The organism is Kribbella sp. NPDC104740, assembly GCF_055583505.1.
In genome coordinates this window covers 1,115,486-1,139,296 of record NZ_JBVJNV010000001.1, presented here as the reverse complement: position 1 = coordinate 1,139,296, position 23,811 = coordinate 1,115,486, and the positions used below count along the sequence as shown (strand labels likewise).

The 23,811-nt window shown below is 70.6% G+C and carries 21 protein-coding genes; 13 read left to right on the top strand and 8 right to left on the bottom strand.

What is annotated here, in order from left to right:
• Positions 1–13: 13 nt before the first annotated feature.
• From ACZ6Z4_RS05390 to ACZ6Z4_RS05360, 7 genes are all read left to right on the top strand, one after another.
• Positions 14–532: a hypothetical protein gene (locus ACZ6Z4_RS05390; RefSeq protein WP_465558399.1), complete on the top strand. Its 519-nt coding sequence runs from the start codon at positions 14–16 to the stop codon at positions 530–532.
• 21 nt (positions 533–553) lie between these two features.
• Positions 554–1,177 (top strand): HAD family hydrolase, encoded by a 624-nt coding sequence (locus ACZ6Z4_RS05385; protein WP_465558397.1) that lies wholly within the window; start codon positions 554–556, stop codon positions 1,175–1,177.
• Between the two features lie 80 nt (positions 1,178–1,257).
• Positions 1,258–2,094, top strand: a complete 837-nt coding sequence (locus ACZ6Z4_RS05380; RefSeq protein WP_465558395.1) for an SMP-30/gluconolactonase/LRE family protein — start codon at positions 1,258–1,260, stop codon at positions 2,092–2,094.
• A 175-nt stretch (positions 2,095–2,269) separates the two neighbouring features.
• Positions 2,270–3,706 (top strand): Nramp family divalent metal transporter, encoded by a 1,437-nt coding sequence (locus tag ACZ6Z4_RS05375; RefSeq protein ID WP_465558393.1) that lies wholly within the window; start codon positions 2,270–2,272, stop codon positions 3,704–3,706.
• Positions 3,707–3,716: 10 nt separating this feature from the next.
• Positions 3,717–4,190, top strand: a complete 474-nt coding sequence (locus ACZ6Z4_RS05370; protein WP_363666312.1) for a hypothetical protein — start codon at positions 3,717–3,719, stop codon at positions 4,188–4,190.
• Positions 4,187–6,934 (top strand): CHAT domain-containing protein, encoded by a 2,748-nt coding sequence (locus ACZ6Z4_RS05365; RefSeq protein ID WP_465558390.1) that lies wholly within the window; start codon positions 4,187–4,189, stop codon positions 6,932–6,934. The genes ACZ6Z4_RS05370 and ACZ6Z4_RS05365 overlap by 4 nt, the downstream gene beginning before the upstream one ends.
• A 26-nt stretch (positions 6,935–6,960) precedes the next feature.
• Entirely contained in the window at positions 6,961–7,401 is a 441-nt protein-coding gene (locus ACZ6Z4_RS05360) for a hypothetical protein (RefSeq protein WP_465558388.1), read from the top strand.
• Position 7,402: 1 nt separating this feature from the next.
• Here the strand turns inward: ACZ6Z4_RS05360 and ACZ6Z4_RS05355 are convergent, their stop codons facing one another.
• The 3 genes from ACZ6Z4_RS05355 to ACZ6Z4_RS05345 all read right to left on the bottom strand — a co-directional run bounded on the left by ACZ6Z4_RS05355 (position 7,403) and on the right by ACZ6Z4_RS05345 (position 10,657).
• Positions 7,403–9,169, bottom strand: a complete 1,767-nt coding sequence (locus ACZ6Z4_RS05355; protein WP_465558386.1) for an acetyl/propionyl/methylcrotonyl-CoA carboxylase subunit alpha — start codon at positions 9,167–9,169, stop codon at positions 7,403–7,405.
• Between the two features lie 153 nt (positions 9,170–9,322).
• Positions 9,323–10,147 (bottom strand): hypothetical protein, encoded by an 825-nt coding sequence (locus ACZ6Z4_RS05350; protein ID WP_465558384.1) that lies wholly within the window; start codon positions 10,145–10,147, stop codon positions 9,323–9,325.
• A 15-nt stretch (positions 10,148–10,162) separates the two neighbouring features.
• Positions 10,163–10,657 (bottom strand): SigE family RNA polymerase sigma factor, encoded by a 495-nt coding sequence (locus ACZ6Z4_RS05345; protein WP_465558382.1) that lies wholly within the window; start codon positions 10,655–10,657, stop codon positions 10,163–10,165.
• Between the two features lie 121 nt (positions 10,658–10,778).
• On the opposite strand from ACZ6Z4_RS05345, the gene ACZ6Z4_RS05340 reads away from it, so the two are divergent.
• From ACZ6Z4_RS05340 to ACZ6Z4_RS05325, 4 genes are all read left to right on the top strand, one after another.
• Positions 10,779–11,711 (top strand): SMP-30/gluconolactonase/LRE family protein, encoded by a 933-nt coding sequence (locus ACZ6Z4_RS05340; RefSeq protein WP_465558380.1) that lies wholly within the window; start codon positions 10,779–10,781, stop codon positions 11,709–11,711.
• Positions 11,704–14,073: an ATP-binding protein gene (locus ACZ6Z4_RS05335; RefSeq protein ID WP_465558378.1), complete on the top strand. Its 2,370-nt coding sequence runs from the start codon at positions 11,704–11,706 to the stop codon at positions 14,071–14,073. Before ACZ6Z4_RS05340 ends, ACZ6Z4_RS05335 begins: the two co-directional genes overlap by 8 nt.
• Positions 14,074–14,140: 67 nt before the next feature.
• Entirely contained in the window at positions 14,141–15,034 is an 894-nt protein-coding gene (locus tag ACZ6Z4_RS05330; RefSeq protein WP_465558376.1) for a peptidylprolyl isomerase, read from the top strand.
• A 7-nt stretch (positions 15,035–15,041) separates the two neighbouring features.
• Positions 15,042–15,710, top strand: a complete 669-nt coding sequence (locus tag ACZ6Z4_RS05325) for a hypothetical protein (RefSeq protein WP_465558374.1) — start codon at positions 15,042–15,044, stop codon at positions 15,708–15,710.
• On the opposite strand, the gene ACZ6Z4_RS05320 is transcribed toward ACZ6Z4_RS05325, so the two are convergent.
• The 3 genes from ACZ6Z4_RS05320 to ACZ6Z4_RS05310 form a co-directional block, all read right to left on the bottom strand.
• A complete protein-coding gene (locus ACZ6Z4_RS05320; protein WP_465558372.1) occupies positions 15,692–16,912 on the bottom strand; it encodes a glycoside hydrolase family 76 protein in 1,221 nt (406 codons plus the stop codon). The two genes, ACZ6Z4_RS05325 and ACZ6Z4_RS05320, sit on opposite strands and share 19 nt — an antisense overlap.
• Positions 16,913–16,998: 86 nt before the next feature.
• Entirely contained in the window at positions 16,999–18,174 is a 1,176-nt protein-coding gene (locus tag ACZ6Z4_RS05315) for a SpoIID/LytB domain-containing protein (RefSeq protein ID WP_465558370.1), read from the bottom strand.
• Complete coding sequence (locus ACZ6Z4_RS05310; RefSeq protein ID WP_465558368.1) at positions 18,171–19,772, bottom strand: N-acetylmuramoyl-L-alanine amidase; 1,602 nt, start codon at positions 19,770–19,772, stop codon at positions 18,171–18,173. The genes ACZ6Z4_RS05315 and ACZ6Z4_RS05310 overlap by 4 nt, the downstream gene beginning before the upstream one ends.
• A 150-nt stretch (positions 19,773–19,922) precedes the next feature.
• On the opposite strand from ACZ6Z4_RS05310, the gene ACZ6Z4_RS05305 reads away from it, so the two are divergent.
• On the top strand, positions 19,923–20,405 hold the full coding sequence (locus ACZ6Z4_RS05305; protein ID WP_465558366.1) for a winged helix-turn-helix transcriptional regulator: 483 nt from the start codon (positions 19,923–19,925) through the stop codon (positions 20,403–20,405).
• An 84-nt stretch (positions 20,406–20,489) separates the two neighbouring features.
• Positions 20,490–21,326 (top strand): hypothetical protein, encoded by an 837-nt coding sequence (locus ACZ6Z4_RS05300; RefSeq protein ID WP_465558364.1) that lies wholly within the window; start codon positions 20,490–20,492, stop codon positions 21,324–21,326.
• A gap of 59 nt (positions 21,327–21,385) precedes the next feature.
• Here the strand turns inward: ACZ6Z4_RS05300 and ACZ6Z4_RS05295 are convergent, their stop codons facing one another.
• Complete coding sequence (locus ACZ6Z4_RS05295; protein WP_465558362.1) at positions 21,386–22,588, bottom strand: glycosyltransferase 87 family protein; 1,203 nt, start codon at positions 22,586–22,588, stop codon at positions 21,386–21,388.
• 36 nt (positions 22,589–22,624) lie between these two features.
• A complete protein-coding gene (locus tag ACZ6Z4_RS05290; protein ID WP_465558360.1) occupies positions 22,625–23,773 on the bottom strand; it encodes a glycosyltransferase 87 family protein in 1,149 nt (382 codons plus the stop codon).
• Positions 23,774–23,811: the final 38 nt, after the last annotated feature.

Genomic DNA, 23,811 nt, shown 5'->3' with positions numbered 1-23,811 from the left:
ATAACTTCCGGGCATGAAGTACTGCTGCGGCTACGCATACTCGTGCCCGGTCCGGGATGCGGTGGCGTGCTACGCGCACGGCGGGTCCGACCCGTGCTGCGGCCTCGAGCAGTCACACGAGTGCCTGCGAGACATGTACGGCAGCGAGGACGGCGTGAAGTTCGGCGACGGCTTCTTCTGCCGCCGGTGCGGCAACTACGAGCTGGTCGGCATCGCCCACGCGGTGGGCGAGGAACCCGGCTTCCCGCGCAAGTACCCGCCGGGCTGGTCCCCCGAGGACGCGAAGGACGGCCCGGCGATCTTCCTCGTCGAGGACGTCTTCGACCTGCCCTCGCGAGGCGGGTTGCTGGTAGCCGGCCGCCTGTACGGCGGAGTGGTGGCCGCTGGGACGACGCTGTTCACCTACAACCGCCAGCCGGTCCGCGTGATCGGGATCGAGCTGGTCCCGGGCAGAACCGACGACGCGCTGACACTGCTCGTCGAACGCGCGGAGCAGCCACGCGTCGTACCGCGGATGTACTTGCGGAGCTGAACGAAGGGGCCGACCTGACCTATGAGCGAGTCCGGGATCCGCCATGTGCTGCTGGATGCCGACGGGGTCCTGCAGGATCTCCCCGGCGGCTGGTACGCAGCGATGGAGCCGTACGTCGGAGCGCGGGCTCGTGAATTCCTGCACCGGACGTGGAACGACGAACTGCCGATGCTTGCCGGGCACGGCGACTATCTGCCGGTCCTCGCGGCCACGTTGCGCGAGTACGGCGTACGCACTCCTGCCGCCGAGGTGTACGCCGCCGTCTGGACGAACATCGTGGTGATCGAGGAGTCGATCGAGATCGTCGGAGCGTTGCGGCGGCACGGCTACGGCGTTCACCTCGCGACGAACCAGGAGTGCTACCGGGGCGCCCACATGCGGACAGTGCTCGGGTACGACGACCTGTTCGACGTGAGCTGCTACTCCTACGACCTCGGTGTCGCCAAGCCCGATCCCGAGTTCTTCACCCGGGCGGCGCACCAGATCGGCGCCGACCCCCACACGGTCCTGTTCATCGACGACACTGCCTCCAACGTGGACGGCGCCAGAGCCGCGGGGATGATCGCCGAACAGTGGGACTTCACCCGAGGTCACGACGTCCTTCGCGCTCACTTGGCATGGCACGGCGTCACGATCAACACCTGAAGGGGTGATCGCGGCTGAGTGTCGATCTAGGCGGTTGCCGTTCGTGTAGGGAGTAAACCAACGAGAACGAGGTGGCGGTCATGGAGGTCTTGCTGAGTGGGCTGGGGATTCCGGAGTCTCCGCGGTGGCACGACGGGCGGTTGTGGTTCGCGAACTGGATCGCGCAGGAGATCGTCGCGGTCGCGCCGGACGGGACGGCTGAGCGGTGGCCGGCGGCGAGTGAGCGGTTGATGGGCTGGTCGATCGACTGGCTGCCGGACGGGACGCTGCTCACGACGGGTGATCGGTTGCGCCGGCAGCAGGGGGACGGGAGCTTCGCGACGTACGCCGAGCAGCAGGCGAACGAGATCGTGGTCGATGCGCGGGGCAACGCCTACGTGAACGGGGCGGACTTCGACTTCGCCGGTGGGGAGGCGCCGAAGCCGGGGTACATCAAGTTGGTGACGCCCGCGGGTGAGGTCAGGGAAGTTGCGCAGGACATCCAGTTTCCGAACGGGATGGTGATCTCGCCGGACGGCTCCACCCTGGTGATCTCGGAGTCGTTCGCCGGGCGGCTGACCGCGTTCGACATCGCGGCCGACGGCGGGCTCGGGAACCGGCGGGTGTTCGCGGACGGGCTCGGGCCGGATGGGATCTGCCAGGACGTCGAGGGCGCGATCTGGGTCGCGACCGGAGGGTCCGACGTCGTACGGGTCGCTGAAGGTGGTGAGGTGTTGCAGCTGGTCGAGCTGTCGGAGGACAAGGCGCCGTTCGCGATCGCGCTGGGCGGGGACGATCGCCGCACGCTCTGCATCCTGCGCGCCGAGTGGCGGCCGGGCGACAGCATCACCGACAACCTCGACCGGCTGACCAACGGGCCGCGCACCGGCGAGATCGTCACGCTGCGCGTCGACGTACCGGGCACCGGCCGGCCCTGAGCAACACCGGACCGGCCGCCCTGAGCGACGCTGCCGACCTGCCTCCCTGACCGGTACCGGACAGCCGAGCGACCGCCCGTCGCGCCGATCGGACCGCTCGGCGGTGTCGGGTCGCCCGTGCGCCCAACCTTCGCTACTGTCCGGTGAACGGGGGTCGACCGGGAGCGAGGAGCCCATGGCAGACACCAGGTCAACACCGCACCGTTTCAACCTGCCCACCAAGAACCTGCCCGCGCCGCAGGTCCGCGACCTGCCCGAGCCGCCGTCGAACACCTGGCGGATCGTCGGACCGGGCATGGTCGGCGCCGGGGTCGGACTGGCGTCCGGCGAGTTCATCCTGTGGCCGTACATCTCGTCGCAGGTCGGCCTGGTCTTCCTCTGGGGCGCGGTCGTCGGCGTCGCGATCCAGTGGTTCCTGAACATGGAGATCGAGCGCTACACGCTGGCCACCGGCGAGACCGCGCTGACCGGCTTCAACCGGTACGGCAAGCACTGGGGCCTGTTCTTCGCGATCATGACGTACTTCGCGAACCTCTGGCCGGGCTGGGCCACCAGCTCGGCGTCGATGCTGACCTATCTCTTCGGCGCCGGTGACCCGCGCTGGATCGCGATCGGCATCCTGGTCGTGATCGGCCTGATCCTCACCCTCGCGCCGGTCGTCTACGTGATGCTGGAACGGTTGATCTTCGTCAAGATCGCGGCGGTCGCCCTGCTCGTCGTCCTGGCGCTGATCTTCGCGATCCGCGGCAAGACCTACAGCGCGCTCGGCGACGCGGTCACCAACCCGCAGTTCCCGGTCGACCAGCTCGGCTTCGCGCTGATGATGGGCGCGATCGCGTACGCCGGGGCCGGCGGCGGCCAGAACCTGTGCCAGAGCAACTGGATCCGCGACAAGGGTTTCGGGATGGGCGTGCACGTCCCGCGGCTGACCTCGCCGGTGACCGGTGAGAAGGAAGCCGACCCGAACGCCAACGGCTACACCTTCCCGCCCGACGAGCAGAACCTGGCCCGCTGGAAGCGCTGGTGGAAGTTCGCGAACCTCGAGCAGGCGCTCACCTTCGTGCTGATCACCGTGCTGACGATCATGTTCACGTCGATGCTCGCGCACGCCACGCTGTTCGGTGACGCGTCGGTGAAGAACAACATCAGCTTCCTGAAGATCGAGGGCGTCAACCTGCAGTCGCTGGTCGGCGGCTGGTTCGGCTACCTGTTCTGGGCGATCGGCGCGTTCAGCCTGTTCGCGGCCGCGGCCGGCATCGTCGACTACACCTCGCGGCTGGCCTCGGACATGATCAAGGCCCGCTACCTGCGCGAGTCCAAGGTGACCGAGTCCAAGCTGTACTTCTGGCTGGTCTGGGGTCTGGTTGCCTTCGGCATCATCGTGTTGCTGGCCGGGCTGGACCAGCCGCTGGTGCTGCTGGTGATCTCGGCCTGTACGGCGGGCACGATGATGTTCGTGTACTCCGGGCTGCTGTGGTGGATGAACTCGCGCGCGCTGCCGGCCCCGATCCGGATCAGCGCGGTGCGCACCGCGGTCCTGGCCTTCGCGTTCCTGGCCTTCGGGGCGCTGGCCGCGTTCACGATCATCGACCAGGTGAAGAAGAACTTCTGAGGGGGAGCCGGTGGGGTTGTTCGGACCGAAGAAGGTCAGCAAGTGGGGACTCGCGGACGCGATGGCGGCGGGTATCGCGTCCCGCCGCGACCTCACCCACCTGTACCTGATGTACGAGGCCGGCGGCACCGTCTCGGTGAAGTGGGAGGCACCGAGCGGTGACCGCAAGCAGCAGTTCCGGATCACCGGCGGCAACGTCGCCGGTGACGCGTGCCCGCACTGCGCCGTCCTGATCGCGGTCGACCGGCTGGAGACCGCGATCGGGCTCGACGACGGGCGGATCGAGCGGATCAACCGCGAGTACGAGTCGACGGTCCGGAGCGGGATGCTGCCGTGCCCCGCGTTCGGGCGGCCGCCGTCGATCGACACGCCCTTCGGTGCGATGCCGCTGATGCTCGGCGGGCCGTCGTGGATGGCCGAGGTCCACGTCGGCAACGGGGATCCGCACACTCCGGCCGACTGCACCGACCACGCGCGCCGGTGAACGACTTCCTCCAGCGGATGGTGGTGACCCAGCTCCTGGGTGAGGCGGAACGGCTGCACGCGGCGTACGAGACCGGTGGGCGGGTGGCCGATCTGTCCGCAGCTGTCAGCGCGTTCGAGCAGGCGCTGGAGCTTGCGGACGAGGCGGACACCCGGAGCGCTGCACTGAACGGGCTCGGTACGTCGTACTGGTCGCAGGCTGAGCGATCCGGTCGGGTCGACGAGGCGGATCGGGCGATCGGGCTCTTCCGGGAGGCCACCGCTCAGCTCGACGAGGGCGTGCCTGCCGCGTTCGCCTTCGGTGTGCGCCCGGCCTTCGAGTCCAACCTCGCGGGCGCGCTGCGCTTCCGCTGGCGGCTCACCGGCGCCGAGCAGGACCTCACGGACTCGATCACCGCCGTCCGCAACGCCTTGGCAGCCACCGACCTCGACGACAAGCGCCGCCCGAACCGCCTGTCCAACCTCGGCGAGGGCTTGCTCTCCCGGCATCTCCAACTCGGCGACTCGTCGGCTCTGGCCGAGGCGATCACCGTCTTCCAGGAAGCCCTCGACACCGCCCGCCCGCGCAGCGACGCCCGCGCCTTCGCCGGTGCGAACCTCGCCGAAGCGTTACGTCGCCAGTACCTGTCGACGCACTCCCGCGACCCCGCCGTCCTCGACCGCGCGATCGACCTCGCCCGCTCGACACTGGCCGCGACCCCACCCGACCGGCTCCTGCACCCGCGCTTCCAGTCCAACCTCGCGGTGCTCCTGATCACCCGCTACCACGCGACCCACAGCCCCGCGGACCTCGCCGAGGCGACGACGCTCGCCGAGCAGGCCGTCGCCACAACCCCAGCGGGTCATCCCAACCGTGTCGAACGCCTGTCGGTCCTCACCGGCATCAAGCAGGCGCAGTTCGTCCGTACGTCGGGCCTGCTGCGCGCCGACCTCCGCCGCACGAGGAGCGCAGGGGCGGACGGAGCGGGAGCGGGCCGGGGAGCTGCCGGACGGCTGGCCGGGCGACTCGGGCTGTCCAAGCAGCGCCGTCAGCTCGACGACTTCGTCGCCGCGACCGCCGAAGCCGTCGCGGCCGGTCCCGACGGCTACCGCCGCTCGGAGGCCCTGCTCTCGCACGGCGCAGCCCTCGCGTTCCAGAGCGAGATCACCAACGACCGGAAGACCGGCGCCGCCGCCCTCTCGGTCCTCCGCCAGCTCGCCGCCGACCCGACCGCGACGGTCCACAACCGGATCGAGGCCGCCACCCTCGCCGCCTTCAGCTTGCTTGCCCAAAGCAACAACGCCGACATCGCGGGCGCCGCCGAATCGCTCCGGCTGGCCGTCGAGCTGCTCCCCCAGACCGCCCCACGCCGCCTCCCGTACGCCGACCGCGAGCACCAGCTGGCCGGCTTCTCCGGCCTGGCCGGGCATGCCGCCGCCTGCGAGATCGCCCTCGGCCGCCCGGACCGCGCCGTGGAGCTCCTGGAAACCGGCCGCGGCGTCCTCCTCAGCCAGGCCCTCGACACCCGCACCGAGCTCACCGACCTGCACGAACGCCACCCCGCGCTGGCCGCCCGTTTCGAGGATCTCCGCTCGGCTCTGGACCGCCCAGCGGCTACCGGTTTCCTCGACCAACCCGCCGGCGATCACCTCTCCGGCGAGGCCCGCCACGCACTCTCCGACGAGTGGGACCAGCTCCTCGCGACCATCCGTCAGCAAGCAGGCTGCGAGACCTTCCTCCGCCCACCGACCATCGACGAACTGCTGCCTGCCGGCGCCCAGGGTCCGGTGGCGATCGTCAACACCAGCGTCCTGCGCTGCGACGCCCTGATCGTCGCCGACGGCCGAGTCACCCTCGTCGAGCTCCCCGAGTTGCACCACGCCGATCTCACCGCCCGCGCCGAAGCCTTCCGGGCTGCGGTCCTGCAGAGGGACGACGCAACCGTCCAGGAAACCCTGACCTGGTTGGCGAAAGTCGTCACCGACCCAGTGCTCGCCGCGGCGGGCCTGCACCTGCCGGGGCCCGACCTCCCCCGCCTGTGGTGGATCCCCACCGGCCCACTCACCACGCTCCCTCTCCACGCAGCCGGCCCGCCCGACGGCCCGAGCGTCCTCGACCGCGTCATCTCGTCGTACGCCCCGACCGTCCGCAGCCTCACCGACGCCCGCCGTACGACCTCGGACACCCCAGGCTCACCCCTGATCGTCAGTGTCCCCGCCGCCCCCGGCACACCCCCACTCCCCCGCGTCCGCGAGGAAACCAGCGAGCTCAGCACCCGCTTCCCCGCCGCCCTCGTACTGGCCGACGACCAAGCAACCCGCCGCCGAGTGCTGGACGCGTTGCCGAACCACCGCTGGGCCCACTTCGCCTGCCACGCCGTCAGCTCGGCCGACGCCGCGACCGGCCAACTCCTCCTCCAGGACCACGCTTCCGACCCGCTGACCGTCGCTGACCTCGCCCGCCTCAGGCTCAACGACGCAGAGGTCGCCTACTTGTCGGCCTGCGACACCAGCGTCTCCCGCGGCGACCTCGCCGACGAGGCCCTCCACATCACCGGCGCCTTCCAGATGGCCGGCTTCAGCCACGTCATCGGCACCCTCTGGCCGGTCGGCGACCAAACCGCCCGCACCGTCGCCGACCACTACTACTCCGCCCAACGCACCACCGACCCCGCGACCGCCCTCCACACCGCCGTACAAGCAGTCCGTACGACGTACCCGAGCCGTCCCGCCGTGTGGGCGCCGTTCGTCCACGCCGGAGCATGATCCGGCGAACAGGGGAAGATGACTTCGTGACCGAGACCCCGGAACCCGCCCACCCAGAGCGCCCCCAGCCGGACGAGGACCCCCGCGGAGCCGTCGAACTGCTCCTCGGCGCGCTGGCCGGTTCGACGCTGCTCCCGTTCGTCCAGGCGATCGCCACCAAGGCCGGTGAGGACGTCTACACCAAGATCCGCGACAGGCTGTCGCGGAGGCACCGCCGGCAGGCGAAGGCGGCCCTGCGCGCGCGAGGTACGGTCACCATCGCCGACGAGCAGTCCCGCCTGCTCCTGCAGCTCCCGTCGACGATGACGACCTCGATGGCCGCCCGCCTGAGCGCTGTCCAGATCCCGCCGACCCGCGACGGCTGGTTCCTGGTCCACTGGAACCACAGCACCGCCGAGTGGCAGACGCACCCCTGCGCCCCGCCCTCCCCCGACGACGTCATCGAGGCAGGGCAGGACGAGCAGTAGGTCAGTCCTTGATCTCGCAGATCGCGGCGCCGGCCGCGACCGTCGCGCCGACCTCCGCGGCCAGGCCGGTGATCGTGCCCGACTTGTGAGCGTTCAAGGGCTGTTCCATCTTCATCGCCTCGAGGACGACGATCAGGTCGCCCTCGGAGACCGTGGCGCCTTCCTCGACGGCGATCTTGACGATCGTGCCCTGCATGGGCGACGTGAGCGAGTCACCCGAGGCGGCTGACTTCCCGCCACCGCCGGAGCGCTTGGCCGGCTTCTTCTTGGCGGTGCCGGCGGCAGCAGCGGAAGCACCGAGCCCGGCCGGAAGCACGACCTCCAGGCGCTTGCCGCCGACCTCGACGGTGACCTTCTCGCGCTCGCCGGCTTCAGGAGATTCAGCACCACCCTCGTACGGCGTGAGCTGGTTGTCGTACTCCGTCTCGATCCAGCGGGTGTGCACGGCGAACCCGTCGTCGCCGACGAACGCGGGATCGCTGACCACCGCCGCGTGGAACGGGATCACCGTCGGCATTCCCTCGACGACGAACTCCTTCAGCGCCCGCCGCGACCGCTCCAGCGCCTGCGTCCGGTCCCGCCCGGTGACGATCAGCTTCGCCACCAGCGAGTCGAAAGCGCCCGGCACCGTCTCGCCCTCGTCGTACCCGCCGTCCAGCCGTACGCCGGGACCCGACGGCGGGTGCCACCGCGTCAGCGTCCCCGGTGCGGGCAGGAAGCCGCGCCCACCGTCCTCGGCGTTGATCCGGAACTCGATCGAGTGCCCGGAGACCTCCGGGTCGTCGTACCCGAGCTCCTCGCCGTCGGCGATCCGGAACATCTCGCGGACCAGGTCGAGGCCGGTGACCTCCTCGGAGACCGGGTGCTCGACCTGCAGGCGGGTGTTCACCTCGAGGAACGAGATCAGCCCGTCCTGCCCGACCAGGAACTCGCACGTCCCGGCACCGACGTACCCGGCCTCGCGGAGGATCTTCTTCGACGAGTCGTACAGCAAGGCCAGCTGCTCGTCGGACAGGAACGGCGCCGGCGCCTCCTCGACCAGCTTCTGGTAGCGGCGCTGCAGCGAGCAGTCGCGCGTCGACACCACCACGACGTTGCCGTGGGCATCGGCCAGGCACTGGGTCTCGACGTGCCGCGGCTTGTCCAGGTACCGCTCGACGAAGCACTCGCCGCGGCCGAACGCGCTGATCGCCTCGCGGGTCGCGGACTCGAACAGCTCCGGCACCTCTTCCAGCGTCCGCGCGACCTTCATCCCGCGGCCACCACCGCCGTACGCCGCCTTGATCGCGATCGGCAGCCCGAACTCCTGCGCGAAGGCAACGACCTCGTCGGCTCCTGCGACCGGGTCCGGCGTACCGGGAACCTGCGGCGCGCCGACCTTCTCGGCGATGTGCCGGGCCTTGACCTTGTCGCCGAGCGAGTCGATCGCGGACGGCGGCGGGCCGATCCAGATCAGCCCGGCGTCCAGCACGGCCTGGGCGAACTCGGCGTTCTCGGCCAGGAAGCCGTACCCCGGGTGCACGGCGTCGGCGCCGGAGCGGGCCGCGACGTCCAGGATCTTGGCGATGTTCAGGTACGAGTCGGCCGGCGTGGCGCCGTCGAGCGAGTAGGCCTCGTCGGCGAGCCGGACGAACAGCGCGTCGCGGTCCGGCTCGGCGTACACGGCGACGCTGCCCAGCCCGGCGTCGGCGGCGGCGCGCACGACCCGGACGGCGATCTCGCCCCGGTTGGCGACCAGGACCTTGGTGATCTTGCGGCTGTCTGGCACAGCTCAGCTCCCTTCGGCGTCGCCTGAGTGTAGGACGAAGTTACTCACCGGGAGGGCGGTTTGTGCCTCACACCACGGCCCCGGCCCGGGCGAACCGCCTGCCCGGGCCGGGACTGTCTGCGGACTGGTCGCAGGGTCCAGCTGATGGACGCGTCAGCGTGGTGCCGGCGGTGTGGTGGGCTCGTCGACCCACTGGTACGCCGGGGACAGGTGCGTCGACCAGGTGTCGAGCAGCCGGGTCAGCCGCGGATCGCCCGCGACGGCGAGCAACTGGTCGCTGTCGATCGGCGCCGAACCACCGGAAGCGTCACCGAAGATCGCCAGCCGCAGCCCGAGTCCGTGGTGGTCCAGGGTCAGCATCGCGGTCCGGCTTCCGGCCGGCCTCAGGACGATCACCCCGTTCTCCGTCGTCTGCGTCTGCCGCTCGCTCGGCCGGCGCGCCATCGCCAGCCCACCGGAGCCGAGCCGCTCCACCCGGCACCCGTCGTTGTCGGGCTCGACCCGGACGGTCCCCTTGTCGAGCGGGACCTGCGGGACGCACCGCGTCCCGGGGCCGGGGAAGTCCGCCATCGGGCCGGAAAACTCGAAGGTGACCGGGTACGTCGATCCACCGGCCCGGACCGTCATGTTGCCCTTGCCGGTGTCCGTGGATCCGGCCTCGACGGCACCGAACCCGTCCGGCAGCAGCACCGACAGCGTCTCCGCGGCGTACCCGAGGAACTCGTCGTACCCGAGGACCTCAGGGATCGGCCGCACCGTGGTCATCGGCGCGACCGGCGGTTCGGACTGGACCAGAGGAACCACGGTCACCGTCGCCGCGACCACCGCGGCCGTGGACAGCACCGCTGCGGCACCGACCAGCGCCCGGCGCCGCCGGACCGTCCGGGGGCCTTCGGCAAGCACCGCCGGGACCAGGTCGGGCATCGGCTCCAGACCGTCGAGCGACCGGGCCAGCTCCTGCTTCATGTCGAGCGTCATCTCTCCTCCTGAGAACTAGTTGGCGGACAGGGCCGGGAACTCGTCGCCGAGCCGGGCGCGCAACAGCCCCAGCGCGCGGGACGCGTGCGACTTCACCGTGCCCGGACTGCATCCGAGGACGTCGGCCGTCTGCTCGATGCTGAGGTCCTCCCAGTACCGCAGGACGACCACGGCCCGGCCCCGGCGCGGCAGCTCGGCGAGAGCGGCCATCAGCGTCATCCGCAGCTCGACCGAGCTCTCCGCCCGGGCGGCGTCGGGCTTGTGGAACCAGTCCAGCTCGCGCCGCCGGCGCCGCTCACCGTCGATGTAGGTGCGGACCATCGTCTTGCGCGCGTAGGCGTCGACGTTGTCCGCGCGCCGGACCGACGGCCAGGCGCGGTACAGCTTCAGCAGGGTGGCCTGGACCAGGTCCTGGGCGCCGTCCCGGTTGCCGACGAACAGGTAGGCCTGCTGGAACAGGCGCTGCTGCCGTGCGGCCGCGTACTGCGCGAACTCCTCGTCTCGTCGCATCCACCGTCTCCTCTCGTCACACCCTGACAAGAGCACGCCCGCCGGGAGAAGGTTCAAACCGCGGCCGGCCGCCGTACGATCTCGGGTGACGACGCTGTCACCCGAATCGTGAGGAGTGCGGATGTCCCTGCTCGAGCCGCTGGCCGGAACCGTTCCCGCTGTCTGGGAGAAGCTCGACGATCGGTGGAACGGGCCGCTCGGTGACAAACACCTCGAGCGGCTGTGGACGGGCGGGCGCTGGCTGGAGGGGCCGGTCTACTCGCCGCAGGGCCGGTTCGTGCTGTTCAGCGACATCCCGAACGACCGGATCCTGCGCTGGGACGAGACGTCGTACCAGGTCTCGGCGTACCGGGAGCCGGCCGGGAACACCAACGGGCACACCCGCGACCAGGAGGGCCGGCTGGTCAGCTGCGAGCACGGCAACCGCCGGGTCACCCGGACGGAGCACGACGGGTCGGTCAAGGTCCTTGCCGACGGCTACGAAGGGCACCGGCTGAACAGCCCGAACGACGTGGTGGTGCGGCCGGACGGTTCGGTCTGGTTCACCGACCCGGCGTACGGGATCGACAGTGACTACGAAGGACACCGCGCGGAGATCGAGACCGAGGGCTGCCATGTCTACCGGATCGCCCCGGACGGCGCGATCACCAAGGTCGCCGACGACTTCAACCGCCCGAACGGGCTGGTCTTCTCCGCCGACGGCTCGAAGCTGTACATCTCCGACACCGAGGAGGCCACCATCCGGGTCTTCGACGTGACCAGCGACGGTACGGCGCTGAGCGGCGGCGACGTGTTCGCCGAGTGCGGCAACGGCGCCTTCGACGGCATCCGCCTCGACACCGCCGGCCGGGTCTGGGGAGCGGCCGCCGACGGCGTCCACGTGTACGACGCCGACGCCACGCTGCTCGGCAAGCTGCTCGTCCCCGAGATCGTCTCGAACCTGTGCTTCGGCGGCGCCAAGCGCAACCGGCTGTTCCTGACCGCGACGACCTCGCTGTACTCCCTCTACGTGAACGCCAACGGCGGCCCCGAGGCGTACGACGGCCGTGACTGACTTCGGCGCCGTCCTCCGGGTGCACCGGCACGCGGCGGACCTGACGCAGGAGCAGCTCGCTCACGCCGCCGGGGTGAGCGTCGAGGCCGTCCGCACGCTGGAGAACGGCCGCCGGCGGTACCCACGCGCCCAGACGGTAGAGCTGCTGGCGAAGGGGCTCAACCTGGCCCCGGAGGACGAGGCCGAGCTGGCCGAGTACGCGCGGCGCCCGTCCGCAGCGGGCCGCCGCAGCCTGCCCGAGCGCGTCCCGGACTTCACCGGACGCCGGGAGCAGGTCGATCAGCTGCGCGATCTCCTGGTCGCGGGGAGCACCGGCCCGGGCGTCGTGGTGATCTCCGCGATCGCCGGGATGGGTGGCGTCGGCAAGACCGCGCTGGCTGTCCACGTCGCGCACGAGCTGGCCGCGCACTACCCGGACGGCGTACTGGTGGTGAACCTGCGCGGCTTTGGCCCGGACGAACCGCTGCCGGTCGAGGACGCGCTGGCCAGCTTGATGGAGCAGGCCGGGGCCGAGCCGAGCGACCAGCCCGAGTCGGCCGACCAGCTGGCTGCTCGATTCCGCAGCGTGCTGGCTGGGCGGCGTACGTTGCTGCTGCTGGACAACGCGGCGGACGTCGCGCAGGTGAAGCCGCTGCTGCCCGGCTCGGAGACCTGCGCGGTCATGGTGACCAGCAGGCGTCTGCTGACCAGCCTGCCCGGCAGCCGGCTGCTGAAGCTCGACGTACTGGCTGAGGCGGAGGCGGTCGCGCTGCTGACAGAGACCGCTGGAGCCGACCGGGTGTCCGCTGAGCCGGAGGCGCTGCGCGAGCTGGCCCGGCTGTGTGGCTACCTGCCGTTGGCGCTCCGGATCACCGGCACTCACCTGGCGACCGACGCTGGGCTCAGCGTGGCGCAGCTGGCCGCTCGCCTGTCCGACGAGCGGGCTCGCCTCGACCAGCTCTCCAGCGACGACTTGGACGTCCGGGCGACGATGGCACTGTCGCTGGCCCGGCTGGTCGAGGTGGAGCCGTCGGCCAGGGCGGTGTTCACGTTGCTGGGCGCCTATCGCGGTGACGTGCTCGACCTGCTCGTTGCGGCTCGCCTGGTGGAGCACGCACCGGAGGAGGTCGAGGAGGTGCTGGAGAAGCTCGTCGACCTGCACCTGCTGGAGACGGTCGGGCCTCAGCGCTACAGCTTGCACGACCTCGTACGGGCCTACGCGAGAGAGCTGGCGGTCGCCGAGCTGACCACCGCCGAGCACGACGCCGCTCAGCTCAGGATTCTCGAGTGGTACCAAGCGGTGAGTCTGCGGCGACGGCTGCAGGTGTTCGGCCTCGGCAAGCTGGCCCGCGAGCTCGCCGATCCCGCGCTGACCGAGCTGGCCGCGGGGCTCGACGTACCGCAGCTCGACGACTGGTTGCAGACCGAGTTCCCCGAGCTGCTCGCCGCGGTCCGGCGGGCGGTGGACGACGCACCGCAGGTGGCACGACCGGTCGCCTCGATCGCGATGGGGCTGGAGATGTACCTGAGCGACCGCCGGCGCTACCTCGACTGTCTGGCCCTGTACGACGCCGCCGGGACGGCGATCCGCCGCGCCGGCGACCAGGTCGGGCAGTCGCTGACCTTCTACGACTGGGCGACCACACTGGCCGAGCTCGGCGACTTCGAGGCGGCGGCAGTGCGGATGCGGGAGGCGCTCGACGCCGAGCCGACAGCTCGGCACCTGAACCACGAGCTGCACTGCCGGATCTACCTGGCCGCCTACCTCGGCCGGCTCGGGCGCCACGAGGAGGCGTTCCCGGAGGCTGAGCGGGGGCTCGCGCTGGCTGGGGAGTTCGGCGCGGAGATCCCGATCGCCGAGGCGCACCTGGTGCTGGGCACGCTGTACGGCGAGGTGCAGCGCTACGCCGAGCAGGACGAGCAGTTCCGGACCGCCGCGGAGCTGGTTCGGCGTACGGAGGACGTGCGGGCGGCGCGGCACTGGATCCTGTACCGGATCGGCGTCGCCTACCGGCAGTCGGAGCGGTCCGCTGAGGCTGTCGCCTACCTGCGGGAGTGCCTGGCGGTCGACGAGGAGGAGTACGACGAGCTGGAGCGGATGGAGACGCTGCAGGAGCTCGGGCGCAACGAGCTGGCGCTGGGCGAGGCGGCGCAGGCGGCAGCGCATCTGAGCGCTGCGCTGGAGGTCGCCGTACGGAACGAGAACCTGTTGATGGAGGCCCGGACCCGGCAGTACCTCGGGGAGGCGCTGGCCGGGCTCGGTCGTGATGCGGAGGCCCGGGCCGAGTGGGAGCGGGCGCTGGGACTGGCGCGTTCCAGCGGTCTGCGGGAGGCGGCGGAGCTGGAGGCGCTGCTCGGTAGTGTTGCCGACCCGCGGGGTTGACAGGTGATTCTCAGGGTTTGGTTGTAGCTTTCCCCCAGCGTTGGCCCGTTCCCAGGTGAGGAGTGCGATGTCCAAGAAGACCCACCAGCAGCAGCTCGCGGCGCGGAAAGCGCAGCGGCAGGCGGAGCGGGCGGCCGAGCGGAGCAAGCAGCGGCGGATGGTGGGGATCACCATCGCGGCGATCGTGTCCGTGGTCGTGGTGATCGTCGGCGTCGTGCTGATCGCCGCGAACACCGGTACCAAGGAGACCCCGGCGGCCGGTGACACCCCGTCGGCCGACCCGTCGTCGCTGCCGTCGGAGGCCGGCCCGGGCAACAAGCCGGCGTCGATCCCGACCGCGCTGGCGGCGCCGCTGAAGCGGCCGACGCCGCTGCCCGCCGAGGTCGACTGCAGCTACACCAAGGGCGGCCCGGCGGCGAAGAAGGTGAACGCGCCCGCGAACGGCAAGGTCAAGGCCAGCGGCACCACCGCGGTGACGCTGAAGACCAGCGTCGGCAACCTGGGCCTGACCCTGGACAGCGCGCTCGCGCCCTGCACGGTGAACAGCTTCGTCAGCCTGGTCAACCAGAAGTACTTCGACAACACGATCTGCCACCGCCTCACCGTCGGCCAGGGCCTGCAGGTCCTGCAGTGCGGCGACCCGGGCGGCGACGGCCGCGGCGGCCCCGGCTACAGCTTCAAGGACGAGGTCTTCCCCGAGCTGAAGTACGGCCGCGGCACCCTCGCGATGGCCAACTCCGGCCCGAACACCAACGGCAGCCAGTTCTTCATCGTGTACGGCGACGGCTCCGGCCTCGACCCGGCCTACACCGCCTTCGGCACCCTCGACACCGCCGGCCTGACCGCGGTCGACAAGGTCGCCAACGCCGGCGTGAAGCCCGTCGAAGGCGGTACACCGGGCGACGGCGCCCCCGCCACCGAGGTCCGCATCACCGCAGCCAGCACCGACTCGAAGAACTAGCCCACCGATGCCCGACCCGACCCCCGCGGCGCTCGGCAACGAGCCCACGGGGTTCTCGTTCGCGGCGTACGGCGAGCTGCGGCTGCACGCGTGGGCCAGGGCGGCGTACGCCGCGGGGGCGGATCGGGATCTGTTCATCCTGGTCGCGAACCAGGCGGCGGCGCTCGGGTTGTCGGCGTTCGACGGGCGGACGCAGGGGTTGCAGTGGCACCCGGCGGGGGTGGTCGACGGGTGGACCACGCCGCAGCGGGAGAACCTCGTTCTCCAGTGCGGGTTCCAGGCTGATGTCGAGCTGCCGCTGCAGTCGGCGGGGCTGGTGCTGCAGCAAGCCGTTGACCGGGTCGGGGTGCTGGAGCTGGAGCGGCTCGACGTACGGGTCGGGTGGAAGGTCGCGGACCCGATGCGGTTCGTGGACGGGCGGGACTGGTTCGAGTTCAGCGATCCGGCGGGGGCCGTGCCTGCGCGGCTCAGCTGGTCCGGTGCGGTGGCCGACGTCGAGCCGTGGCTCGGGGGAACGGTGGCGTTCGACCGAGCCACGGAGGACGGGTGGATCGTCACCCTGCGGTCGTCGTCGCTCGACTTCCTCGGGTGGGTGGCCGGTGTACTGGCCTGGGCCTCGCCCGACCAGGAGAGCCTGGTCGGGTTCGGCTTCGGACGTCAGGCCAGCTTGTCGTAGCGGCCGCGGGGCCAGGCCAGGAGTGCGTCGATCTGGACCATGCCGGCCTGCTCCAGGAGCTGGACCGGGCCGTCGGCGAAGTGGAAGAGGCCGGTGGCGGGGTCGCGGACCTCGGACCAGGCTCGGGCCGAGTAGGCCTTCATGACCGCGGTGTAGCGCGGGTCGTGGGTGACCGAGTCGAGGATCAGCAGGTTCTTGAACCAGATCGCGTTGAAGCGGGTGGGCTGCTTCCAGAGGCGGTCCTCGCTGCCGTAGAAGGCCAGCGACGCGTTCGCTAGCGCCTTGGCCTCGGTCAGGTAGCGCTTCTGGCCGGTGGCCTTGTAGAGCAGGGTTCCGGCGCCGAGCATCACGCCCTGGTTGTAGCTCCACTGGGTCTTCTCGACCGTGCCGGCCAGGTCGATGTGGTCCCAGTACAGGCCGTTCGGCGCGAGCATGCAGCTGCGCGCCCATTCGTACATCTTCTGCGCCCAGGTCAGGTACGACCGGTCCCGCGTCAGCAGGTACAGGTGCGCGCCGAGCTCCGCGCCGGGCCCGTTGGAGATCGTGTTGCGGTCCTGGCTCCACGGCGCCTGGGTCCAGTAGACGCCGCCCGCGCACGGGTGCGCCGGGTCGGTGTCCCAGCCGTGCACGACGAGCGCGAAGATCTCCTTCGCCCGCGCCAGCGACGCCTTGTCGTGGGTGCGCTGGTAGTGCTGGATCAGGTTCAGCCCGATCCACTCGTTGTCGTCGTAGAACTTGTCGCCGCCCTGGCCGAGCGGCGGCCGCAGGTACGAGTCGTAGCCCTTCGGCGTCGTCTCCGCGTTCCAGTACGGCTTGTACCCGTCGAGCCGGCGCTCCGCCTCGGCCGCGGCCTTGCGCCCCGAGCCGGGGATCCCCGCGAGGTTCTCCGCCGCGACCGCGCCCTGCGAGTACGGCCAGACGTAGGAGTACGGGTTCTGCTGCTCGTTCGGGTACTCCTCCAGGAGCAGCCCAGGTCCGGCCGAGAAGTACTTGTTCAACGCCTGGTACGACGAGTTGGCGCGCGCCGCCGCGCTGCCGCCGCCCTGCGCACCGCTCTGTGCACCGCCCTGCGCACCGCTCTGTGCACCGCTCTGCTCCCCGGCCGGCGCGGCCTCGGCCCCGGGCGCGTGCAGCGCGCCGACCACCGCCACCGCCAGCAACCCGGCGAGGACCCTAGTTGATATACCAATTCTTCCGCGCATCGAGCACTCCTTCACGGGCGGCTGACATCGATGTCACGTTCTAACCGGCGGCAGCGCGCAGCGTCAAGGGCTCACCACTTGGTATGTCAACCAGCGAAGACGAACCAAGCCGACTTCAGATGCAGGTTCGCCCGCACCTGATCCCCGGTGAACGCCCGCGTCCCGGCCGCGCCGGTCGCGACCACCCGGGTCACCCGGCCGCCGTCCGGCCCGAGCCCGGTCCGCCGGCTGATCGAGACGCCCTTCAGCTTCCCGACGCCGAACGCCGCCTGCAGCTGCGCGGCGGTCCGCGTCGTCGTCCAGGTGACGTTCGGGTTCTTGTTGCCCGGGTACGCGTCCCAGCTGTCCGCCTTGGCCAGCTGGTACGCGACCGTGCCGGCCGTCGTCGCGCCGCCGTTCGAGGACGAGAACTCCGCGATGATCGGCGTGTTCCGGTACAGCCGGATCTGCCCGGCCGTCGCCGCGATCGCCGCGTTCGTGGACGTCTTCTCCGAGGAGTACCCGCCGTACACCTGGCAGGAGATCGTGTCGCACAGGTCGTACACCCGGCTCCCCGCGCGCTTGCGGTGGTACGCCGCATAGGTGCGCGCGGCAACGGACTGCGCCTGCAGCGCGGCCGGCCGCCAGCTGGTGATCGCCTCGCGCGGCACCACACCCCGCAGGTAGGTCTCCATCGGCAGCACGTTGACCGTGTCGAGGTGCGCGCCGCCGACATCGGCAGCCCGCAGCGCGCCGCGGTACTTGGCCTGCGCCCCACTCGGCAGCACCAGCCCGATCACTGCCGGGCCCTCGAACTGCGCCGTACCGGACAGCGTCCGCCACAGCGACCAGGTCCGCTTCTTCGCGTCGAACGACCGGACCTGCGTCCCGTGCTCGCCGTGCGGATCGATCGACCACTGGTTCCGAGTCGTTGCCACCGGCAACGTGTAGACGGTGTTCGTCTTCAGGTCGCGCAGCTTCAGCCCGCTCACCGAGTGCACCCGGACGCCGTCGGTGGTGTCGGCGGTGATCCGGATCCGGACCGTCCCGGTGGCCTTGCCGACCGCCGTACCGGGGTAGTAGAAGTCGAGGATCTGCTTGACGTTCTTCCCGGCCAGGGCCGCGCCCTGCGCGCCGTACTGCGACATGCCGCGGCCGTGGCCGAAGCCGCGGCCGGTGATCGTCTGGGTCGCCTCGGCGTCGAACGGGTCGATGTCCTGGGCAACCGCCAGCCCGCTCGGCAGCACGGCCAGCACGAGGCCGGCGGCAACGACCCGCCTCACGAGACGTAGACCTTCTGGGTGCGGGTGCTCGCGGTCAGCTTGCCGTGCTGGAACCGTTGCTGCTGGCCACCGTTCACGGCGTACGTCCCGGAGGTCGGCAGCCCGAGCCGCGAACCCTCCGCGCCGAGCGAGCCGTACTTGCGGGAGATCAGCCCGGCGACCGGGTACATCCCGGTCTTCGGCGACCAGTACAGCGCGCCGTTGCGGAACGTCTGCAGCCGGCTGCCGCTCACCCGGCCGTTGCGCTGCTCGGCGGTCGGCATCCCGAGGAACCCGTCCGGCCCGATCCGCCGGTACTGCGCCTTGAAGCCGCCGCGCACCGACCACGCGCCGGTGCGCGCCGACCAGTAGATGTCGAGGGCACCGAAGTACGTCGCCCGCCCGGTCTTCGTCGGGTGCTCACCCCAGAAAGGTTGCCCGATCGCCCGATAGCCACCGTGCTCCTGCGCGCGCCGGTAGATCTCGGTCGAGATGCTCTTGCCCATCAGCGCGTTCACCCGTTGCCGCAGCCAACCGAGTTTGGAGTACAGGTTCTTGCCCGGGCACGCGGTCGCCTTGGTGTCGCGGTGCCCGGAGACGGTGCCGAGCTTGCTGCCGTCGAGGATCACCGTGCTCAGCGGGGAACGGTAGTTCGCGTCCAGCTTCCAGGCCACCACCCGGGCGGTCATCTCCATCATCTGCGCGGTCGGCGCGACCTTCTCGAAGTTGCCGATCAGCGAGACCCCGAAGGAGTTCGCGTTGAACGAGCCGGTGTGCGCGCCGAGCACCGGCAGCTGCATCCCGCCGTACCGGCCCTCCCAGGCCCGGCCGAACTTGTCGACCAGGAAGTTGTAGCCCAGGTCGCACCAGCCGCGGCTCTTCACGTGGTACGTGTACATGCCGCGGATCATCGCCGGGACCTGCGCGCTGGTGTAGTTGTTGGTGTCCGCGGTGTGGTGCACGAACGCGGCCTGCACGGTGCTGGTGTACTTCGGCTTCGCGCACGCGGCACCGTTGTGCGAGCGCAGCTTCTCGTCGGCACCCCAGCCGGGCCGCCCGACGATCCGCGGCATCGCGTACGGCGCGCGGCTGCCCTCGGGCTCGATCGGCTGCTCCGGCGTGGTCGGCGGATCGTTGTCCGCGGCCCGGATCCCGGGCTGGATCAGCACCACCTTGGAGTCCGGCACCGGCGTCCCGTCGGTGGTGGTCACCGCGGCCTCGACGCCGTCCGCCGTACCGACCCAGGTCGGTTCGGTCCCGGAGCGTTGCTTGCCCTCGGCACCGTCCGGGCCGTGCTCGTCCTCGACCTCGAGCCGCTCCCAGACCGCCCAGACCCCGTTGCGCTGGACCCGGACCTTGGCCACGATGTCGGCCGAGCTCTTCCGGGCCGGCCAGGTCACGCCGACCATGCCGAACGGCTGCGTCTGCGCCGACGTACTGGCCATCTTGGTGCCCTGGACCTGCGACAGCGGCAGCTCCCGGTACGACGGCTCGACCTCGTACGCCGAACGCGGCGCGGCCTCGGCCGGTGCCGGGTCGCTCCAGGGGACGTGCGGCACGAAGAGTGCGAGCCCGGTCACCGCGGTGAGGGCCAGTCGCACGGGGGTGGTGATACGCATCGGAGAGCCTCCGGCAGATCTGTGCGCTGATGAGCAGCTGTGACCGATTATGCGCAAGGAGTCACCGGAACCCCGGGATTGCGGTCACCCTGCGTGGCGCGCCGAGGACACGTTCTAGACTGGCTTCGGAAATCGAAGTGAGGGATGTGGATGCGCGACCAGCTCCGGCTCGAGGATCTGTCCTGCCCGCTGTCGGCCACCGCGCGGCACGTCGGCGAGTGGTGGACGCTGCTGATCCTGCACGACGCCTTCGACGGGTTCACCCGCTTCGACGAGTTCCAGCGCAACCTGAAGATCTCGTCGAGCATGCTGACCACGCGACTCAAGTCGCTGGTCGACGACGGGCTGCTGGAGCGCCGGCCGTACCAGGAGCGTCCGGTGCGGCACGAGTACGTGCTGACCGAGCTCGGGCAGTCGCTGCGGCCGGTCATCCTGACCCTGGCCGCGTGGGGCAACGAGCGGCTCGCACCGGCCGAGCGGACGATGATCCTGGTCGACTCCGAGACCGGCGAGGAGGTCGAGCCGGTACTGGTCGACCGGGCCACCGGGGAGCCGGTTTCCGGGCCGCGGTACGTGTTCACAGCCGGCCCGGCGGCGAGCCCCGCGATGCGGGAGCGCTATCTGGATCGGTGACCAATTCTTTTTTCGGCGAATTGGTACGACTCGGTAGGCTCGACGGAAAGTACCTCTTTCCAGGCACGTCGAGGAAGGCACGTCATGGAACTCATTCTGCTGATCGCGGTGGTCGTGATCGCAGTGCTGGCCTACCGCTCCTACCGCCGGACCCAGCTGCAGACCAAGCAGCGTGACGAAGTGACCTCGGCCGAGCTGGAGTCGGTCAAGCGGACCGCCGACGAGGACATCACCCGGTTCGGCGAGGAGTTGCAGGACCTCGACCTGGACATGGTCGGCAAGGACCTCGGCGACGGCGCCCGCCAGGACTACCAGCGCGCCCTCGACTCCTACGAGTCGGCCAAGCAGTCCCTCAGCCAGGTGACCGCGGCCGACCAGATCAAGCACGTGATCGAGATCCTCGAGGACGGCCGGTACGCGATGGCCTGCGTCCGCGCCCGGGTGAACGACCAGCCGCTGCCGCAGCGCCGCCCGTCCTGCTTCTTCAACCCGCAGCACGGCCCGTCGGTCGAGGACGTGACCTGGGCCCCGGCCGGTGGCGCCCCGCGTGAGGTCCCGGCCTGCGCCGCGGACGCCGAGCGCGTGCGCGCCGGCGCCGACCCGGACATCCGCAAGGTGATGGTCGGCCCGCAGCAGGTCCCGTACTGGCAGGCCGGCCCGGCGTACGCGCCGTACGCGCAGGGCATGTTCGGTGCGCTCGGCGGTGTGATGACCGGTATGTTCATCGGCACCATGCTGGGCGGCATGTTCGCCGGCGGTGGCTACGGCGACTACGCCGCGGGCTACGACGCCGGCCAGGCCGACGCCGGTGACGGCGGGGGCGGCGACGACTTCAACTTCGGCGACGACGCCGGCGGCGACATGGGCGGCGGGGACATGGGCGGCGGCGACTTCGGCGACTTCGGCGGTTTCGACTTCTGAGCTCTGGTTCGACTCGAACGGACGGCCCCCGGGATCGCTCCCCGGGGGCCGTTCTCGTGCTAGCTGGGAATGTGCTGCCGCCTGATCGTTGCTGACGGCATCTTTTCCGTACGGCGGCCGGCCGCGAGCAGGATGCCGGCGGTGAGGGCGAGCCAGAGGTAGGCGTTGCCGAAGACCTGCTCGAGCATGTTCCAGTGCAGCTCGCGGTCGCCGCGGCGCGGGACCCACCAGATCGGCGCGAGCATCATCAGCCCGAACCAGGTCGCCGCGGTCGGGACGGGGAACCGACGCCCGACCCGCGTTCCGGTGAGCAGCGCGACGCCGAGCGGGATCATCCAGACCCAGTGGTGACTCCACGACACCGGCGAGCAGAGCAGGCTGATCATGCCGGTCACCGCGGCCGCGCCGAGGCGCTCACCGCGCAGCCACAGGGCGCGGGTCAGCCAGAGGCCGGCGACGACCGTCAGCAGGACCAGCGCCTTCCAGGCCAGGCCACCGCCCTCGGGGTCGCCGGTGATGCGGATCAGGAAGCCGTTCCAGGACTGGTTGCCCGCATAGGCCAGGGCGCCGATCCGGCCGGTGTCGGCGAGCAGCTTGGTCGAGTACTCCCAGGCCGCGGTGGGGGCGAGCAGGAACCCGGTCAGGACGGTCGCCGCGAAGGCGGCCGACGCGTGGGCGAGGGCGCGCCACTGCCGGGTCACGACGAGCAGGCCGAGGAACACGAGCGGGGTGAGCTTGATGCCGGCGGCGATGCCGAGCCAGATGCCGCGGCGACGACGGCGGACCTCCAGTACGTCGTACAGGATCAGGGCGCAGAGGATCAGGTTGATCTGGCCGTACGACAGCGTCTCGCGGACCGGCTCGATCAGCAGCGAGGCGGCGGTGACCGCGAGCAGCGCGGCCGGGCCCCAGCCCTGCGCGGCCGGCAGGCGGCGCAGGCAGAGCCGCCAGATCACCGCCAGCGCGACCAGCGAGGCCGCGATCGAGACGCCGTACGCGACCGGCCACGGCATCACCGCCACCGGCACCATCACCAGCGCGCCGAACAGCGGGTAGGTGAACGGCATCGTGATGTCGCGCATCCGGGCGGCGTACAGCGACGACGGGTCGTCGAGCACCATCGAACCACCCAGCCGGTAGACCTTCAGGTCCGCGCCGGTGTGGTCCCAGACGAACGGCAGAAGGATGCCGACGGCAACACAAACAGCCACGGTCAGCCACCAGCGGCGCTTGACCGGGTCCCCCAGGATCCCCGTACTCACCCGCCGAGCGTGCCAGGCCGGGAGGGTCAGACCGGGCTAGACCGGCTGGCAGCTTGATGTCACGGCGTGTCGGGAACTTTTCACCGTCCGTACGACGAGCAGCGCGGCAGCCAGAGTCGCCGCTATCAGATAGGCGTTTCCGGCCACTTGTTGCCCGATCGTCCAATCCAGCTCGCGGTTCTCGTGGTTCGGCGGCCACCAGATCGGGGCGATCGCGAAGACCGCGGTCCAGAGGATGCCCACGGCAACCTTTGCTCCGGTTCCGAGAGGTTGCACGAGGGCCACGCCGAGCGGGATGCACCAGACCCAGTGGTGGCTCCAGGAGACCGGCGAGCAGAGCAGGCTGATCAAGCCGGTGACTGCCGTCGCTGCGAGACGGTCACCGCGAAGCCAGAGGACGCGGCAGAAGTACAGGCCGGCCAGCGCGGTCAGCGCGACGAGGGCGAGCCAGATCGGGCCGCCGCCGTCGAGATCGCCCTGGACGCGAACCAGGAAACCGTTCCAGGACTGGTTGCTGGCGAAGGCCAGGCCGCCGACCCGCGTGGCGTCGGAGACGAGTGAGGTCCAGTACTCCGTCGCGGCTTTCGGTGTGACGGCGAAGCCGAGCAGGACGGTCGCGGCGAATCCGGCGGTCGCGTAGGCGAGGGCCTTCCACTGGCGGGTGACGGCCAGCAGCCCGAGGAAGACCAGCGGCGTGAGCTTGATGCCGGCGGCGACGCCGATCCAGATCCCTCTGAGCTGGTGCTTGGTGTTGAGGGCGTCGTACAGGATCAGGGCGCAGAGCAACAGGTTGACCTGGCCGAAGCCGAGAGTCTCCCGGACCGGTTCGAGAAGCAGCGAGGCGGCAACGACCCCGAACATCGCTGCCGGGGGCAACGTGATGCAGAGCCGCCAGACGGCGACCAGGGCAACAATCGTGACGATCGTCCAGACCACCGTTGCCACCGGCCACGGCATCAGCGCGAACGGAACCATCACCACGGCCGCGAACGGCGGGTAGGTGAAAGGCAGCGGGGTGCCGCCGAGGCGTACGTCGTACAGGGCCTTCGGGTGCTGGAGCAGGGTCTCGCCGCCGAGCCGGTAGACCTTGAGGTCGACCATCGCGTGCCGCCAGAGCAGCGGGAGAACGATGCACGCGGCAACCCCCACGACCAGAGCCGCCGCCCACCGCCAGTTCCCCCGCACGGCGGAGACGATACGCCAACCTTGCTGCAGCGTTGATG

What these genes read in the sequence shown, in the direction of transcription:
- ACZ6Z4_RS05390 (WP_465558399.1), top strand. Translation starts at nt 14, where the DNA reads ATGAAGTACTGCTGCGGCTACGCATACTCGTGCCCGGTCCGGGATGCG.
- ACZ6Z4_RS05385 (WP_465558397.1), top strand. Translation starts at nt 554, where the DNA reads ATGAGCGAGTCCGGGATCCGCCATGTGCTGCTGGATGCCGACGGGGTC.
- ACZ6Z4_RS05380 (WP_465558395.1), top strand. Translation starts at nt 1,258, where the DNA reads ATGGAGGTCTTGCTGAGTGGGCTGGGGATTCCGGAGTCTCCGCGGTGG.
- ACZ6Z4_RS05375 (WP_465558393.1), top strand. Translation starts at nt 2,270, where the DNA reads ATGGCAGACACCAGGTCAACACCGCACCGTTTCAACCTGCCCACCAAG.
- ACZ6Z4_RS05350 (WP_465558384.1), bottom strand. Translation starts at nt 10,147, where the DNA reads ATGACGCTCGACATGAAGCAGGAGCTGGCCCGGTCGCTCGACGGTCTG.
- ACZ6Z4_RS05345 (WP_465558382.1), bottom strand. Translation starts at nt 10,657, where the DNA reads ATGCGACGAGACGAGGAGTTCGCGCAGTACGCGGCCGCACGGCAGCAG.
- ACZ6Z4_RS05340 (WP_465558380.1), top strand. Translation starts at nt 10,779, where the DNA reads ATGTCCCTGCTCGAGCCGCTGGCCGGAACCGTTCCCGCTGTCTGGGAG.
- ACZ6Z4_RS05330 (WP_465558376.1), top strand. Translation starts at nt 14,141, where the DNA reads ATGTCCAAGAAGACCCACCAGCAGCAGCTCGCGGCGCGGAAAGCGCAG.
- ACZ6Z4_RS05325 (WP_465558374.1), top strand. Translation starts at nt 15,042, where the DNA reads ATGCCCGACCCGACCCCCGCGGCGCTCGGCAACGAGCCCACGGGGTTC.
- ACZ6Z4_RS05320 (WP_465558372.1), bottom strand. Translation starts at nt 16,912, where the DNA reads ATGCGCGGAAGAATTGGTATATCAACTAGGGTCCTCGCCGGGTTGCTG.
- ACZ6Z4_RS05310 (WP_465558368.1), bottom strand. Translation starts at nt 19,772, where the DNA reads ATGCGTATCACCACCCCCGTGCGACTGGCCCTCACCGCGGTGACCGGG.
- ACZ6Z4_RS05305 (WP_465558366.1), top strand. Translation starts at nt 19,923, where the DNA reads ATGCGCGACCAGCTCCGGCTCGAGGATCTGTCCTGCCCGCTGTCGGCC.
- ACZ6Z4_RS05300 (WP_465558364.1), top strand. Translation starts at nt 20,490, where the DNA reads ATGGAACTCATTCTGCTGATCGCGGTGGTCGTGATCGCAGTGCTGGCC.